The sequence below is a fragment of the Sphaerotilus uruguayifluvii genome, from assembly GCF_013294065.1.
GTDB lineage: Bacteria > Pseudomonadota > Gammaproteobacteria > Burkholderiales > Burkholderiaceae_C > Sphaerotilus > Sphaerotilus uruguayifluvii.
On the sequence record NZ_JABSNM010000018.1, the window covers coordinates 66,380 to 81,940 of the forward strand.

The following is a 15,561-nucleotide window of genomic DNA, read 5'->3' on the forward strand; positions in this document are numbered from 1 at the left end:
ACCATCGATCACGGGGCGGGCGCGATGATAGCACCGGGCCCTGACCGGGCCGGGCGCGAGCCGGACACAGGCCGGATACCGGATAATCCGGCACCCATGAACCCCCTGCTCACGCGTCTTCAGCCCTATCCCTTCGAGCGCCTGCGCGCGCTGACCAAGGATGTCCGACCGAACCCGGATCTCGCGCCGATCAGCCTGGGCATCGGCGAGCCCAAGCATCCGACGCCGGAGTTCCTGAAGCTCGCGCTGACCAGCTCGCTCGACGGCCTGGCCGCCTATCCGGCCACCGCCGGCCTGCCGGCGATGCGCCGCGCCTGCGCCGGCTGGATCGAGCGCCGCTACGGCGTCACGCTCGACGCCGACACCGAGATCCTGCCGGTCAACGGCTCGCGCGAGGCGCTGTTCTCGCTGGCGCAGACCGTCATCGACCCGAGCCGCGACCTCGAGCGCGGCGGCCCGGTCGTCGTCTGCCCGAATCCCTTCTATCAGATCTACGAGGGCGCGGCCTACCTGTCGGGTGCCACGCCGGTCTTCGCCAACAGCGATCCGGTGCGCAACTTCGCCGCCGACTGGTCGCAGATCGACGACGAGACCTGGTCGCGCACGCAGCTGCTCTATGTCTGCTCGCCCGGCAACCCGACCGGCGCGGTGGTGCCGATGGAGGAATGGGAACAGCTCTTCGCGCTGTCCGACCGCCACGGCTTCGTCATCGCCTCCGACGAGTGCTACTCCGAGATCTACTTCCGCGACGAGCCGCCGCTGGGCGCGCTGCAGGCCGCCAGGCGCCTGGGCCGCGGCCTCGAGCGCCTGGTGGTGCTGACCAGCCTGTCCAAGCGCTCGAACGTGCCGGGCCTGCGCTCGGGCTTCGTCGCCGGCGACCCGGCGCTGCTGAAGGCCTTCCTGCTCTACCGCACCTACCACGGCAGCGCGATGAGCACCACGGTGCAGCAGGCCAGCATCACCGCCTGGGACGACGAGGCGCATGTGGTCGAGAACCGCGAGATGTACCGGCGCAAGTTCGCGCAGGTCACGCCGGTGCTGGCCGAGGTGATGGACGTGGCGCTGCCCGATGCGAGCTTCTACCTCTGGGCCAAGGTGCCCGAGGCCGTCTGCGGCGGCAGCGACACCGCGTTCACCCGCGAGCTGCTGGCTCAATACAATGTCGCGGTGCTGCCGGGCAGCTACCTCGCCCGCGAGGCGCACGGCATCAATCCCGGCGCCGGCCGGGTGCGCATGGCGCTGGTGGCCGGCGTCGACGAGTGCCTGGAGGCTGCGCACCGCATCGCCGCCTTCATCCGGGCCAACACCGCGGCCTGACCCTGCGTTCCGACCCGGGCGCCGCCGCGCCCTTCCCCTTCCTTCGAATCCCCTCCGAGAGATCCCCATGTCCGACCTGAGCCAACTGCAATCCGTCATCGAAGCCGCCTGGGAAGACCGCGCGAACCTGTCCGTCGCCGCCGCCCCGGCCGAGATCCGCGAGGCCGTCGCCCACGCCATCAACGAGCTCGACGCCGGCCGCCTGCGCGTGGCCAGCCGCGAGGGCGTCGGCCAGTGGACCGTGCACCAGTGGCTGAAGAAGGCGGTGCTGCTGAGCTTCCGCCTGAACGACAACGTGCCGATGGGCGAAGGCGCCCTGACCTTCTTCGACAAGGTGCCGACCAAGTTCGGCGGCCTGTCGGAGGAGCAGCTGCGCGCCACCGGCGTGCGCGTGGTGCCGCCGGCCGTCGCCCGCCGCGGCAGCTTCGTCGCGCCCGGCGCGATCCTGATGCCGTCCTACGTCAACATCGGCGCCTATGTGGACGCCGGCAGCATGGTCGACACCTGGGCCACGGTGGGCTCCTGCGCGCAGATCGGCAAGAACGTCCACCTGTCGGGCGGCGTCGGCATCGGCGGCGTGCTCGAGCCGCTGCAGGCCAACCCGACCATCATCGAGGACAACTGCTTCATCGGCGCGCGCTCCGAAGTGGTCGAGGGCGTGATCGTCGAGGAGCACTCGGTGCTGGGCATGGGCGTGTACCTGGGCCAGTCGACCCCGATCTTCGACCGTGCCACCGGCGAGATCTCCTACGGCCGCGTGCCCTCGGGCTCGGTGGTGGTCAGCGGCAACCTGCCGAAGAAGGCCGCCAACGGCGCCGACTACAGCATGTACGCCGCGATCATCGTCAAGCGCGTCGACGCGCAGACCCGCTCGAAGACCAGCATCAACGACCTGCTGCGCGACTGATCGCCCGAGCGATCGACCACGCGGTCGACCGCGCCGCACCGGAACACGAAGGGGGAAGAAGACGATGAACGGCACGCGCAACATGGAGCGCATCCTGCGGCTGATGGCCGAGAAACGCGCCTCCGACGTGTTCCTGTCGGCCAACATGCCGGTGCTGATCAAGATCCACGGCCAGATCCTGCAGCTCACGCAGGAGCCGCTGGGTCCGAACCAGCCGCGCCAGCTGCTGGCCGAGGTGCTCGGCTCCGGCCAGCTCGAGGAGCTCGACGAGACCGGCGAGCTCAACGTCGGCGTGCCGATCGCCGGGCTGGGCACCTTCCGCCTGTCGGCCTTCAAGCAGCGCGGCACCATCGCCGGCGTGTTCCGCTTCATGCCGACCGAGATCCCGGCGCTGGAGACGCTGCACCTGCCCGACGTGCTGGCCACGCTCTCGCTGGCCAAGCGCGGCCTGGTGCTGATGGTCGGCGCCACCGGCACCGGCAAGAGCACCACGATGGCCTCGATGATCCAGCACCGCAACCGCCAGGTCGCCGGGCACATCCTGACCATCGAGGACCCGATCGAGTTCCTGTTCACCAACCACAAGTCGGTGGTGAACCAGCGCGAGGTCGGCCGCGACGTGCAGTCGCTGCAGATCGGCCTGAAGAACGCGATGCGCCAGGCGCCGGACTGCATCTTCATCGGCGAGATCCGCGACCGCGAGACGATGAGCGCGGCGCTGTCCTATGCGCTCTCCGGCCACCTGGTGCTGTCGACGATGCACGCCAACAACAGCCACCACGCGCTGGGCCGCATCCTGTCCTTCTACTCGCCCGAGGCGCGCCCGGCGCTGCAGTCGGACCTGGCCGCGGGCCTGCGCGCGGTCGTCTCGCAGCGGCTGCTGCGCTCGACCCAGGGCGGCCGCATCCCGGCCGTCGAGGTGCTGCTCAACACCCAGCTCGTCTCCGAGATGATCGAGCAGGGCAATCTCTCCGGCATCAAGGACGCGATGGACCGCCTGATGGCCGAGGGCTCGCAGACCTTCGAGCAGGACATCGCGCGCCTGATCGGCGAGGGCCTGGTCACCCGCGACGAGGGCGTCGCCAACGCCGACTCGCCGACCAACCTGCTGTGGCGGCTGCAGAACGAGAGCGCCGCCTCGCGCCGCGCCGCCGAGGAGGAGCCCGAGGCCGAGGACGGTCCGTCCTTCACCGAGATCGAGCTCGAGGTCATGCCCGCGCCGCGCGGCTCGATGGCCGACAGCGTGCCGATGTCCGGCGTGAACGCGCCCGGCCGCCACGCCGCCGCGCTCACCCCTCAGCCCTTCCCCGCCAAGCAGCGCTGAAGGCCCGCGCTGCCCGGCCCCGCCCCCGCCTTTCCATGCACCTGCCCACCCTCACGCTGCTCGAGCAGCTCATCGCCCGCCGCTCGGTCACGCCCGACGACGCCGGCTGCCAGGCGCTGATCGCCGCCGAGCTGCGCCCGCTCGGCTTCGACTGCCACGACCTGCCCTTCGGCCCGGACGACTTCCGCGTCAGCAACCTCTGGGCCAGGCGCTCCGGGACCGGCGGCGACGGCCCGACGCTGGTCTTCGCCGGCCACACCGATGTGGTGCCCACCGGCCCGGTCGAACTGTGGAGTTCCGACCCCTTCGTGCCGACGCACCGCGACGGCCGCCTCTGGGGCCGGGGCAGCGCCGACATGAAGACCTCGCTGGCGGCGATGGTCGAGGCGGTGCGCGAGTTCGTCGCCGCCCACCCCGACCACCGCGGCGCGATCGCCTTCCTGCTCACCAGCGACGAGGAGGGCCCCGCGCGCGACGGCACGGTCAAGGTCTGCGACTGGCTGGAGGCCCGCGGCGAGCGGCTCGACGCCTGCATCGTCGGCGAGCCGACCTCGGTCGAGCACCTGGGCGACATGGTCAAGAACGGCCGGCGAGGCTCGATGTCGGGCCGGCTGACGGTGCGCGGCGTGCAGGGCCACATCGCCTATCCGCATCTGGCGAAGAACCCGATCCACCTGGCGATGCCGGCGCTGGCCGAGCTGGCCAGCCTCGTCTGGGACCAGGGCAACGACCACTTCCCGCCGACGAGCTGGCAGATCTCCAACCTGAACGCCGGCACCGGCGCCACCAACGTCATTCCCGGCGAGCTGGTGGCCGACTTCAACTTCCGCTTCTCGACCGAGTCGACGCCCGAGGGCCTGCAGGCGCGGGTGCACGAGGTGCTCGACCGCCACGGCCTGGACTACCGGCTCGACTGGAGCCTGAGCGGTCGGCCCTTCCTGACCCGGCCGGGCCCGCTGGTCGAGGCGCTGGCCGGCGCGATCCGCGACGTCACCGGCCTGGAGACCGAACTCTCCACCAGCGGCGGCACCTCCGACGGCCGCTTCATCGCGCGCATCTGCCCGCAGGTGGTCGAGTTCGGACCGGTCAACGCCACCATCCACAAGATCGACGAGAACTGCGAACTCTCCGCGCTCGGCCCGCTCAAGGACATCTACCTGCGCACGCTGGAGCGCCTGCTCGCATGACTTCGACCCTTTCTCCGTCTTCCACCACGCTGCAGCTCGTCGAGGCGATGGCCGCGCGGCTCGACGCCGCCGGCGTGAGCTTCGGCCACGGCACGACCAATGCCTTCGACGAGGCCGCCTGGCTGGTGCTGTGGCAGCTCGGCCACCCGCTCGACGCGCTCGACGAGGTCGCGGACGACGCGGTGCCTCCCGAGGCCGCCGCGCAGGTCGAGGCGCTGGTGCAGCGCCGCATCGACAGCCGCCGCCCGGCCGCCTACCTGACCGGCGAGGCCTGGCTGCAGGGCGTGCCCTTCCATGTCGACGAGCGCGTCATCGTGCCGCGCTCCTTCATCGCCGAGCTGCTGGCCGACGCCGAGCTGGGCGCCGAGCTCGACGCCTGGCTCTCGCCCGACACCCGCCGGGTGCTGGACCTGTGCACCGGCAACGGCAGCCTGGCGGTGCTGTCGGCGATGGCCTTCCCCGACATCGAGGTCGACGCCGCCGACATCTCCCCGGACGCGCTGGCGGTGGCGCGTCTCAACGTCGACCGACACGAGCTGGCCGGGCGCATCCGCCTGGTCGAGAGCGACGGCCTGGGCTCGCCTGCGCTGGCCGGCCCCTACGACCTGATCCTGTGCAACCCGCCCTATGTCAACGCCGCGTCGATGGCGGCGCTGCCGCCCGAGTACCTGGCCGAGCCGCAGATCGCGCTGGCCGGGGGGAGCGACGGCATGGACTTCGTGCGCCAGCTGCTGAAGGACGCGCCCGCACGCATGTCGCCCGACGCGGTGCTGGTGCTGGAGATCGGCAACGAGCGCGAGCACTTCGAGGCCGCCTTCCCGCAGCTCGAGGCGATCTGGCTGGAAACCAGCGCCGGCCACGATCAGGTGCTGCTGCTGACGCGCGCGGCGCTGCTGGGCGCGGGCTGAGCGGCGCCCGGGGCAGGCGTCAGACCAGCCGCTCGTCGTCGCGCCAGCCCCCGCCTCGGCAGTAGGCGCGGTAGCGGATGCGGAAGTGCGTCGGCATCGCCGCGGCCTCGGGCAGGCTGGCGGCCAGCTGCGGATGCTGGCGCAGCACGCCGGCGCGGTGGCGTGCCCAGGCCGACAGCAGCGCCTCGCGCGCCTCGTCGCAGGTCGCGCCGGCGCCGTGCCAGACATGCTCGTGCGTGATCATCTCGGCGACGACCAGCTCGTGCGGATCGGGGGGAATCACCATGTTCTCGGCTCCTGGAATGCGCAGGTTCAGGCCGAGCAGCCGATCTCCGGCGCCGCGGCCTGCGCCGGGCCGAAGTCGCGCTCGTCGTCGCGATCGCGCTCGAAGGGGCGGGCCAGCCGCGTCATCAGCCGCTGCAGCGGCGCGACGTCGCCCGCCGTGGCGGCGTCGATCGCCGTCTGCGCCAGGGCGTTGCGCAGCACGACGCGCGGATTCGACCGCTCGAGCAGCGCCCGGTCCGGCCCGCCCTGCGCGGCCGCCAGCGCCTGCCAGTCGGCCTGCCAGGCCAGCAGCGCCTCGCGCAGCAGGCCGTCCGGATCGGGCGGCGGCGCGGCGCCGGGATGCGCCGGCGGCAGCCGTTCGAGCCGTTCTCCGGCCTGCATCGCGTCGGCCAGCGCACACCACGACAGCGTGAAGTCGGCGCGCGAGCGCTGCAGCAGCGCCAGCGCGCGCAGCACCAGATCGTCGCGCTGCGCCACCTGCCGCGGCGTCTCGTCCGCGGCGGCGCGCAATCCCAGCCGGGCCGCCCAGCCCCGGCGCAGCGCCTGCGCCAGCGCGCGGTCGAAGCTCGCCTCGATGGCCGCGCCTGCCGCCTCCCGGGCCGGCGGCGTCGCCCCCAGCAGCGGCGCGCAGGCCTGCAGCAGCCGCTGCAGGTTCCAGCGCATCACCGCCGGCTGCGCCGACCAGCGGTAGCGGCCTTCGGTGTCGGAGGCGTTGCAGACATGCTCCGGCCGGAAGCGTTCCAGGAAGCCGAACGGGCCGTAGTCCAGCGTCAGCCCGAGCACCGAGCAGTTGTCGGTGTTGAGCACGCCATGGCAGAAGCCCAGCACCTGCCAGCGTGCCACCAGCTCGGCATGACGCCGCGCCAGCGCGTGCAGCCAGGCCGCATGCCGCTCGGGACGGCCGGCCAGCGCCGGATGGTGGCGCTCGATCATGCGGTCGGCCAGCGCCTGCAGCGCGGCGATCCGCTCGGGCGCCTCCAGGCCGGCCGCGTCGGACCGGGCGAGGAACTCGAAATGGCCGAAGCGGGTGAAGTCCGGCGCGCTGCGCGCCAGCACCGCGACCGGCTCGGCCACGCCGTCGCGCTCGACCTGCAGCGGCGAGGCCAGCAGCGCCAGCGCGCGGGTCGTCGGCACGCCCAGGCCATGCAGCGCCTCGCAGGCCAGCGCCTCGCGCAGGGCCGAGCGCAGCACCGCACGCCCGTCATGGCCGCGCGCGAACGGCGTCGGTCCGGCGCCCTTGAGCTGCAGCTCGATCCGGCCGCCGGCGGCCGGCGCGTCGAGCACCGCCACCGTCATCACCCGCCCGTCGCCGAGCCGTGCGCTGAAGCGGCCGAACTGGTGACCGGCGTAGGCGCTGGCCTGCGGCGACTCCAGCCCGCCCGGCCACGGCGCCGCGCCCGCCAGCGCCTGCGCAAAGGCGCCGTGCTCGCCACCGGGCCAGCCCAGGCGCTCCAGCCCGAGCACCGCCGCCAGCGGCGCGTTCGCCCACAGCCAGCGCGGCGCGGGCAGCGGCAGCGGCACGGCCGGCTGCACCAGCCCGGCCGGCAGCAGCGGCTCAGCGTGCGCCACCGCGCGGCTCCGCATCCGGCGCCGCACCGGGCAGCGCACGCGCCAGCAGCTGCGCCAGATGCAGCGACCGGCGGCCGCTGCCGTCGGCGATCTGGTGGCGGCAGCTGGTGCCGCTGGCCAGGATCAGGTCCTCGGCCGGCGCAGCGCGCACCGCCGGCAGCAGCGCCAGCTCGCCCATCGCCACCGACGCCGCATGGTGCTCGGCCTCGTAGCCGAAGCCGCCGGCCATGCCGCAGCAGCTCGACTCGATCCAGTCGACGCGCAGCTGCGGCACCTGGCCGAGCAGGCGGCGCATGTGCTTGAGCGTGCCGAAGGCCTTCTGGTGGCAGTGGCCGTGCACATGGACCGTCGCCGCCAGCGGCTGCCACGGCGGCACCGCGCCGCGGCCGTCGAAGACCCGCACCAGGAACTCCTCGAGCAGCAGGGCCCGCCCCGACAGCGCCTGCACCGCATCGGCCGGCAGGCCCATCTGCAGGAACTCGTCGCGCAGCATCGTCAGGCACGAGGGCTCCAGGCCGACGACGCTGCGCCCGGCGGCCAGATGCGGCGCCAGCGCCTCGAGCAGCCGGCGCGCCTGGTCGCGCGCCTGATCGATGCGACCGGCCGACCAGGCCGGCCGGCCGCAGCACAGGGCCGGCCCGCCCGCCGGCGCCCGCACCCGGTGCACCCGGACACCGGCGGCCTGCAGCACCCGCAGCGCGTCCTGCGCGACCTGCGGCTCCAGATGGTTGCTGAAGCAGTCGACCAGCAGCACCACCTCGCGCAGCGCCGGCGCGTCGTCCGGCAGCCCGATCGTGGTCCGCGGCTCGAGCCGGTCGAAGGAGCGCGTGGCCGGCAGCGGCAGCGAGCGCGCCGCCGCCACGCCCCCCAGGCGCTCGAGCCGGCGCGCCAGCCACGCACTGCGGTTGCGCCAGGCCAGCAGCGGGCGCAGCCACCGCAGCCACGGCAGCCAGCGCGGCACCGACGCCATCAGCCGCGTGCGCCACGGCGGCGACTCGCGGCGCCAGCGCTGCGCCAGCACCTCGGCGCGCAGCGCCGCCATGTCGACGCCGTTCGGGCATTCGCGCTTGCAGCCCTTGCAGGCCACGCACAGCGACATCGCCTCCTGCAGCGCCGGATCGTCGAGCCGCACCGTCTCGCCCGGCGCGTCGAGCAGCTCGCGCAGCAGCGCCGCGCGGCCCCGGGTGCTGTGGCGATCCTCGCCGGTGATGCGAAAGCTCGGACACATCACGCCCTTGTCTCCGGCCTGGCCACGCGCCTTCTGGCACTGCCGGCTGCCGATGCACAGCGCCGCCGCCCGGCCGAAGCCTCCGCCCTGACGCGGCACCGCCGCATACGCATCGCCCTGGCCGTAGCCCTCCCAGGCCGACCAGTCCAGCTCGGTCTTCATCGCCTCGCTCATCGGGCGCCCCGCTCTGTCGGCTTGACGACAAAACCGACGCCGCCCCCGGCCTGGCGCGGACAGACGGGACACAGGCACGGCAGGAAAGGCATCGAAAGCCCCGGACAGCAGCACGACATGACCGCCTTGCAGCAGGGAGCGTGCCATGCACCAGAAGAAATCATCCGGTTTCAGGATGTGTCGGAACGGGACGGAAACCGATCATTTCCGGACCTGCCCGCGACCGGTCTTCCTGCACAGTTGCCCGCACAGTTCCCCGGGGCATTCCGGCCGCGCCGCCGGAATGGAAACGAATCCACACGCAGTACACCGATGACGCTACTGAACCGCATGTCCGTCCGGACCCGTCAGATCGCGATGGCCGCGATCGGCATCGCCGCCGTCTCCGCCTGTGCGCTGACCGGGCTGTGGAGCGAGGCACGCCTGTCCGAAGCCAGCGAGCGGGCCTTCGTCGCCAAGGATGTGGTCGCCGACATCCTGCCGCCGCCGATGTACCTGATCGAGATGCGGCTGCTGCTGTCTCAGGCGCTGGAGGGCCGGCTCGATGCCGACGATGCGCAAGGCGAGCTCGAGCGGCTCGCGAAGGAATACCAGGCCCGGGTCGACTGGTGGCAGACCCATCCGCCCTTCGGGCTGGAGCGCGAGCTGCTCGGCGAGCAGCACCGTGCGGCCGGCGAATTCATCAGCACCGCCCGCACCCTGCTCGCGGCGCTGGCCGGCGGCGATCCGGAGGCCGCACGCCAGCAGCTCGGGGCCGCGCATGCGCTCTACCTCAAGCACCGCGCCGCGGTCGACATGACCGTCGTGCAGGGCAACGAGCTCGGGGCCCGCTCGATGGCCGAGTTCGACGCCACCGCGGCCCGCGGCCGGCAGATCCAGCTCGCGCTGCTCGGCCTGTCGGTGCTCGGACTGGGCCTGCTGAGCTGGCGGCTGACCCGCTCGGTGGTGCGTCCGCTGGGCCAGGCGGTCGAGCTGGCCGAGTCGGTCGCCGCCGGCGACCTGAGCCGCCGCATCGAGGCCCAGGGCCGCGACGAGCCGGCGCGGCTGCTGCAGTCGCTCGACCGCATGTGCCACCAGCTCGGCGAGATGGTGGCCGAGCTGCGCCAGGGCAGCCTGCGCATGGCCAGCGCCTGCGCGCAGATCCACGCCGGCAATCTCGACCTGAAGGGCCGCACCACCGGCCACCTCGACGAGCTCGGCCATGTGCGCAGCAACCTCGTCGAGGTCACCGGCATGATCGGCCGCAGCGCGCAGGCGGCCGAGCAGGCCGCCGGCCTGGTCGAGAGCGTCGAGCAGGCCGCGCAGCGCGGCCGCCAGGCGATGGACCGGATGAGCGCGACGATGGAGGGCATCGCGGCCTCCTCGACCCGGGTCAGCGAGATCGTCGAGGTCATCGAGTCGATCGCCTTCCAGACCAACCTGCTGGCCCTGAACGCGGCCGTCGAGGCGGCGCGGGCCGGCGAGCAGGGGCGCGGCTTCGCCGTCGTCGCCACCGAGGTGCGCATGCTGGCGCAGCGCTCCTCGCTGGCCGCGCGCGAGATCCGTACGCTGGCGGCCGACAGCACCCGCCAGGTCGGCTGCGGCACCACGCTGGCCGCCGGCACCGGCCAGGCCATCCGCGAGATGGCCGAACAGGTCGAGGCGATGAACCGGCTCGTCAAGGACATCTGGGAAACCACCTTCGCGCAGACCTCCGGCATCGCCCAGCTCGGCGAGGCGGTGGAGTCGCTGGCGAAGGCGGGCGACGCCAACGTCGCGCTGGCCGAGCAGTCCAGCCAGGCCACCGCCAGCCTGGACGAGGAGGCGCGCCGGCTGGCCGATTCGGTCAGCCGCTTCCGGCTCGCCTGAGCCGGCGACGAGGTTCGCCCTCGTGTCGCCGCGGCAGCCCGCTATCATCGGGACATGTCCTTCTGGCGCCATCACCTCTCCCGCCTGGTCGGCATGGTGATCGTCCTGCTGATGGCCGGCGCGATCGCGCCGACCGTGTCGCGGGCGATCGCCGCGGCCGACCCGGTGCGCATGGTGATGCTGGCCGATCTCTGCGTGACGGCCCGGACACCGGCGCATGACGACGAAGGGGCCCGCCCCCATGGCGACGCCGCGGAAGTCCACTGCCCCGCCTGCCTCGCCCCGGCGCCCGGCGCGCTGCTGCCAGGACCGGACCGCCAGGCCGACTTCCGCCACCTCGAGCCGCCCCCGGCGGCGGTGCTGCGCGTCGACTTCGTGCCCGACCCCGCGGCCCATCACCCCCCCCTGCCCGCCCGGGCGCCTCCTGGCCTGGCCTGAGCCCGCCCTGCGGCCTCCCCGGAGGCCTGCCGACGTCCCGACCTCCCGTGCCGTGCCCGTGCGCGCCCGGCCTGTCCCTGTCCGCCGAAGGAACCATCATGTCCTCTTCCTCCCTGCGCCCCCTGTCCTCCCTGCCGCTGCTGCGCGCCGCCGCGCTGTCCGTGCTGACCCTCGCCAGCCTGGCCGTCCAGGCCCAGGTCAGCGTCAAGGAACCCTGGGTGCGCGCCACCGTCGCGCAGCAGAAGGCCACCGGCGCCTTCATGCAGATCACCAGCACCGAGCCGGTGCGGCTGGTGGAAGTGAAGTCCGACGCCGCGAAGATCGTCGAGATCCACGAGATGCGCATGGACGGCGACCGGATGATGATGAAGGCCGTCTCCGGCCTCGACCTCGTTCCGGGCAAGCCGCTGGAGCTCAAGCCGGGCAGCTATCACGTCATGCTGATCGACGTGGTCAAGCCGGTGAACGCCGGCGACAAGGTGCCGCTGACGCTGGTGGTCGAGGGCCGCGACGGCAAGCGCAGCAGCGTCGAGGTCAGCGCCGAGGCGCGGGCGATGAACGCCGCGGCGGCCTCGCCGGCCGCGCCGATGCATCAGCACCAGCACTGACCCCCCGCCCGGGGCGCGTCAGCGCCCCTGCGGCGAGCGGATGCGGTGCGTGGCGTAGAGCGCCAGCGCCACCGTGCACAGCGTGATCACGCCGACCACGACCCAGAAGCCGTGCGGATGCTCGGCCAGCGGGATGCCGCCGACGTTCATGCCGAGCAGTCCGGCGACGATGTTGATCGGCAGCGCCAGCACCGTGACCATCGTCAGCACGAACAGCGTGCGGTTGTTCTCCTCGGCCACCTTGGCCGAGTCCTCGTCCTGCATCAGCTTGATGCGCTCCTGCAGCGAGGAGATGTCGCGCAGCACCAGCGAGAACTCGTCGCTGGCCTGCAGCAGGTCGTCGCGGTCCTCCCGGCCGACCCAGGCGGGCGGGCGCGCCAGCGTGCGCGCCAGCGCGCCCGGCTCCGGGGTCAGCAGCCGGCGCAGCCGCACCATCAGCCGGCGCATGCGCGCCAGCTCCGCCTTGTGCTTGCCGTGCACGCCGGTGATCATTTCTTCCTCGATGTCGTCGATGCGCTCGGTCGACTGGCGGATGATCTTCTGCAGTTCGTCGGCCTGGTCGCGCAGCAGATGGTGCAGCAGCGCGGTGCTCGACTCGATGCGCACATGCCGGCCGATCGAGTTCTTCAGCCGGTCGACCGAGCGCAGCGGCTGGCGCCGCGCGGTGATGACCAGATGCTCGGCCACGCTCATCCACAGCGTCGCGACGTCGCTGACCTCGAAGGTGAAGTCGAAGGTCACGTCGTTGATGACCGCGAAGAAGGCCTCGCCGTCGCGCTCGATGCGGGTCGCGCGCGAGCCCTGGTGCAGCGCGTCGAAGAAGTCCTCGTTCAGCGCCGCATGCGCCCGCAGCCAGGCCTCGGCGCGGGCATTGCCCAGGTTGAAGTGCAGCCAGACGACGGCGCCGGCCTCGTCCTGCGCGGCTCGGCCGCGCGCGATCGCCGCCAGCGCAGCTTCGGCCGAGGCCAGCGGCAGCGGCTCGGACTCGGGGCGGAACAGGTAGCCGTAGACCAGCCCGTGCTCGTCGCCACCGTAGGAGCGGGCGTGGATCGGCAGCTCGGAAACGGCAAGGCTCATGGTGCAGTCTGGAAAGGACGACGCCCCGACAGGCGCGTGCCTTCGGGGCGTCGGATCGGGTTCATGGAGCGGGTGAAGGGAATCGAACCCTCGTATGAAGCTTGGGAAGCTGCCGTTCTGCCATTGAACTACACCCGCCTCGGCTCCGGCATGGCTGGAGCACGCTGCAGCGCATGATTATGCCAGATGCGCGATCCACTCGACGCAGGCGTCGAGGGCCGGCACCGCCGCGGCGATCAGGCCGGAGTCCGGGTGGTTGGCCAGCAGCGTGACCGCGACCATGCGCCCGCTGCGGGTCTGCACGCAGCCGGCCAGCGCCCGCGTGTCGAGCAGCGTGCCGGTCTTCAGCCAGGCGCGGCCCTCGGCGGCGGTGCCGCGCATGCGCCCCTCGAGCGTGCCGTCGACGCCGGCCACCGGCAGCGTGCGCTGCAGCAGCTTCCAGTTCGGCCCGCGCGCGGCGCGCTGCAGCAGGTGCACGAAGGCCTGCGGCGTCGCGCGCTCGAGCCGCGACAGGCCCGAGCCGGTGTCCAGGCCGACCATCTCGTCGCGCACGCCGCCGCGCCGGCGCAGCCACTCGCGCATGCGCAGCCGCGCCGCCTCGGCGGTGGCCGCGGCCTCGGGGAAGTCCGGCGACAGGCTCAGCATCAGATGCCGCGCGATCAGGTTGTCGCTGCGCTTGTTCATCTCGCGCAGCTGCACCGACAGCGGCGCCGACAGGTGCTCGGCGAACGGCGCCGCAGCGGCGCCGGCCTCGGTGGCACGCCACGGCGTCGGCGTGCCGCCGTCATGCTCGACGACCCGGCCGCGCAGCACGCCGCCGGCCTGCAGCCACAGGCCCTCGATCGCACGCGCGCCCAGATCGCGCATGCTGACCGGCGCGAAGCGGATCTGCTGCGCGCCGCAGCGCGGCGACCACTGGCCGCTGACGTGGATCTGCGGCTGCAGGGTCGATCCGTCATCGCGCAGCGCCGCGCTGGCCGCGCAGCCGCCGCCGCGCCCCAGGCCGTTGACCAGCCGCACGTCGTGCAGCGGCGGCGTGACCTCGATGTCGGTGCGCCCGCCCGCGTCGCTGCGCAGCGCCACCCGCACCACCCCGGCGTCGAGCGCCAGCGCATCGGGCCGGACATGATGCGGCCGCTCGGGCGTCGGCTCCGGCGTGGTCGCGAGGTCCTCCGGACGCAGCCGGAAGGCCTCGCGGTTGAGCACGATGTCGCCCCAGACCTCGCGCAGCCCCTGCGCCTGCATCTCGCGGAACCACTGCAGCAGGTCGGCGCTGGTCAGCGTCGCGTCGCCGCCGCCGCGGATCACCAGGTCGCCGAGCAGGCGACCCTGCGTCAGCGGGCCGCTCAGGTAGGCGCGGGTGCGCCAGCAGTAGGCCGGACCGAGCAGGTCCAGCGCCGCCATCGAGGTCAGCAGCTTCGAGGTCGAGGCCAGCACGAAGGGCCGCGCGGCCTGCCAGGACAGCAGCGCCTCGCCGCCGTCGAGCGGCTGCGCATGCAGGCCGAAGCTCTCCGGCGGCAGGCCGCTGGCCTCGAGCACCTGGCGCAGCGGCGCCGGCAGCAGGTCGACCGGCGCCGGCAGGCCCGCCGCGACGGTCTCCCGGGCCGGCCGGCGCACCTTCGCCGCCCGGGCCGGGACAACGCCGCCCAGCAGCGCCAGGCCAGCCAGCCGGCCCAGGCAGCGTCGACGGTCGAGAAGTCCGGCGGCAGCGTCGTGCCCGGGCCGGTCCGGGCTTGGTGCAGAATCGCGCATCCTGTGAGCCTAGCCGGCCGACATGACCTGGGACAGGCCAATATCGCCGGATTCGGCTTGTCCAGTGTCGACAACCCCTGTTTCCAGGGTTTCATCTTGAAATATTCACGCGCCGAAGTGTCGCACGCGGCGCCCTGTCTTCCATGAACGAGTCCCTGCCCCCTTCCGAACCGACCGGCGCCGATGCCGACGAGACCCGCACCGACGGTGCGCCGCGCCGCGCGATCCGCAGCTTCGTGGTGCGCGCCGGTCGCATGGGCACCGGCCAGATCCGCGCGCTCGAGGAGCTCGGCCCGCGCTTCTGCCTGCCCTACCGCGCCGAGCCGCTCGACGCCGCGGCCGTCTGGGGCCGCAGCGCGCCGCTGGTGCTGGAGATCGGCTTCGGCATGGGCGGGGCCACCGCGGAGATCGCCGCCAACCGCCAGGACACCGACTTTCTCGGCGTCGAGGTGCACACGCCCGGCGTGGGCGCGCTGCTCAAGCTGATCGACGAGCGCGGGCTGGGCAATCTGCGCATCGTGCAGCACGACGCGGTCGAGGTGCTCGAGCACATGATCGCGCCGGGCCAGCTCGCCGGCGTGCACATCTTCTTTCCCGATCCGTGGCACAAGAAGAAGCACAACAAGCGCCGGCTGATCCAGCCGGAGTTCGTCGCCCGTCTGGTCACCCGGCTGGCGCCGGGCGGCTACCTGCACTGCGCCACCGACTGGCAGCCCTATGCCGAGCAGATGCTGGAGGTGCTGTCGGCCGAACCGCAGCTGGCCAACACCGCCGAGGGCTATGCCCCGAAGCCGGACTACCGGCCGCTGACCAAGTTCGAGAACCGCGGCCTGAAGCTCGGCCACGGCGTCTGGGATCTGGTGTTCCGGCGCCGCGCGGGCGACGCCGCCTGATCCGGTCGCGCGGGCCGGCGACGACCGGGCACGACCGGAAACGGGA

General features: G+C 72.9%; 14 protein-coding genes and 1 tRNA gene. 9 read left to right on the plus strand and 6 right to left on the minus strand.

Annotation, left to right across the window (positions count from 1 at the left end; all coding sequences use genetic code 11):
- Positions 1-96 precede the first annotated feature (96 nt).
- From dapC to prmB, 5 genes are all read left to right on the plus strand, one after another.
- Positions 97-1,317, plus strand: a complete 1,221-nt coding sequence (gene dapC, locus HNQ01_RS17390; RefSeq protein ID WP_173806689.1) for a succinyldiaminopimelate transaminase — start codon at positions 97-99, stop codon at positions 1,315-1,317.
- A 67-nt stretch (positions 1,318-1,384) separates the two neighbouring features.
- Positions 1,385-2,224 (plus strand): 2,3,4,5-tetrahydropyridine-2,6-dicarboxylate N-succinyltransferase, encoded by an 840-nt coding sequence (dapD, locus tag HNQ01_RS17395; protein ID WP_173806690.1) that lies wholly within the window; start codon positions 1,385-1,387, stop codon positions 2,222-2,224.
- A gap of 64 nt (positions 2,225-2,288) precedes the next feature.
- Entirely contained in the window at positions 2,289-3,548 is a 1,260-nt protein-coding gene (locus HNQ01_RS17400; RefSeq protein WP_173806691.1) for a PilT/PilU family type 4a pilus ATPase, read from the plus strand.
- Between the two features lie 35 nt (positions 3,549-3,583).
- Entirely contained in the window at positions 3,584-4,735 is a 1,152-nt protein-coding gene (dapE, locus tag HNQ01_RS17405) for a succinyl-diaminopimelate desuccinylase (RefSeq protein WP_173806692.1), read from the plus strand.
- On the plus strand, positions 4,732-5,643 hold the full coding sequence (gene prmB / locus HNQ01_RS17410) for a 50S ribosomal protein L3 N(5)-glutamine methyltransferase (protein ID WP_173806693.1): 912 nt from the start codon (positions 4,732-4,734) through the stop codon (positions 5,641-5,643). Before dapE ends, prmB begins: the two co-directional genes overlap by 4 nt.
- A 19-nt stretch (positions 5,644-5,662) precedes the next feature.
- Here prmB and HNQ01_RS17415 read toward each other — a convergent pair whose 3' ends face one another.
- From HNQ01_RS17415 to HNQ01_RS17425, 3 genes are read right to left on the minus strand one after another with little or no spacing between them, the layout of a single operon-like run.
- Positions 5,663-5,929 carry a hypothetical protein gene (locus tag HNQ01_RS17415; RefSeq protein WP_173806694.1) on the minus strand — a complete coding sequence of 89 codons (267 nt, stop codon included), beginning with the start codon at positions 5,927-5,929 and terminating at the stop codon, positions 5,663-5,665.
- 26 nt (positions 5,930-5,955) lie between these two features.
- The gene (locus HNQ01_RS17420; RefSeq protein WP_173806695.1) at positions 5,956-7,497 is read right to left on the minus strand and encodes a protein adenylyltransferase SelO family protein; all 1,542 of its coding nucleotides are present in this window, start codon (positions 7,495-7,497) and stop codon (positions 5,956-5,958) included.
- Positions 7,484-8,887 carry a (Fe-S)-binding protein gene (locus HNQ01_RS17425; protein WP_173806696.1) on the minus strand — a complete coding sequence of 468 codons (1,404 nt, stop codon included), beginning with the start codon at positions 8,885-8,887 and terminating at the stop codon, positions 7,484-7,486. Before HNQ01_RS17425 ends, HNQ01_RS17420 begins: the two co-directional genes overlap by 14 nt.
- A gap of 342 nt (positions 8,888-9,229) precedes the next feature.
- On the opposite strand from HNQ01_RS17425, the gene HNQ01_RS17430 reads away from it, so the two are divergent.
- The 3 genes from HNQ01_RS17430 to HNQ01_RS17440 all read left to right on the plus strand — a co-directional run bounded on the left by HNQ01_RS17430 (position 9,230) and on the right by HNQ01_RS17440 (position 11,793).
- Positions 9,230-10,747 carry a methyl-accepting chemotaxis protein gene (locus HNQ01_RS17430; protein WP_173806697.1) on the plus strand — a complete coding sequence of 506 codons (1,518 nt, stop codon included), beginning with the start codon at positions 9,230-9,232 and terminating at the stop codon, positions 10,745-10,747.
- Positions 10,748-10,801: 54 nt separating this feature from the next.
- Complete coding sequence (locus HNQ01_RS17435) at positions 10,802-11,185, plus strand: hypothetical protein (protein ID WP_173806698.1); 384 nt, start codon at positions 10,802-10,804, stop codon at positions 11,183-11,185.
- A 98-nt stretch (positions 11,186-11,283) separates the two neighbouring features.
- Positions 11,284-11,793 (plus strand): copper chaperone PCu(A)C, encoded by a 510-nt coding sequence (locus HNQ01_RS17440; protein ID WP_173806699.1) that lies wholly within the window; start codon positions 11,284-11,286, stop codon positions 11,791-11,793.
- An 18-nt stretch (positions 11,794-11,811) separates the two neighbouring features.
- Here the strand turns inward: HNQ01_RS17440 and HNQ01_RS17445 are convergent, their stop codons facing one another.
- The 3 genes from HNQ01_RS17445 to dacB form a co-directional block, all read right to left on the minus strand.
- On the minus strand, positions 11,812-12,870 hold the full coding sequence (locus tag HNQ01_RS17445; RefSeq protein ID WP_173806700.1) for a transporter: 1,059 nt from the start codon (positions 12,868-12,870) through the stop codon (positions 11,812-11,814).
- Positions 12,871-12,934: 64 nt separating this feature from the next.
- A tRNA-Gly gene (locus HNQ01_RS17450) sits at positions 12,935-13,008 on the minus strand.
- A 39-nt stretch (positions 13,009-13,047) separates the two neighbouring features.
- Positions 13,048-14,622: a D-alanyl-D-alanine carboxypeptidase/D-alanyl-D-alanine endopeptidase gene (gene dacB / locus HNQ01_RS17455; RefSeq protein WP_173806701.1), complete on the minus strand. Its 1,575-nt coding sequence runs from the start codon at positions 14,620-14,622 to the stop codon at positions 13,048-13,050.
- Positions 14,623-14,765: 143 nt separating this feature from the next.
- On the opposite strand from dacB, the gene trmB reads away from it, so the two are divergent.
- Positions 14,766-15,515 (plus strand): tRNA (guanosine(46)-N7)-methyltransferase TrmB, encoded by a 750-nt coding sequence (gene trmB / locus HNQ01_RS17460; protein WP_173806702.1) that lies wholly within the window; start codon positions 14,766-14,768, stop codon positions 15,513-15,515.
- Positions 15,516-15,561 lie beyond the last annotated feature (46 nt).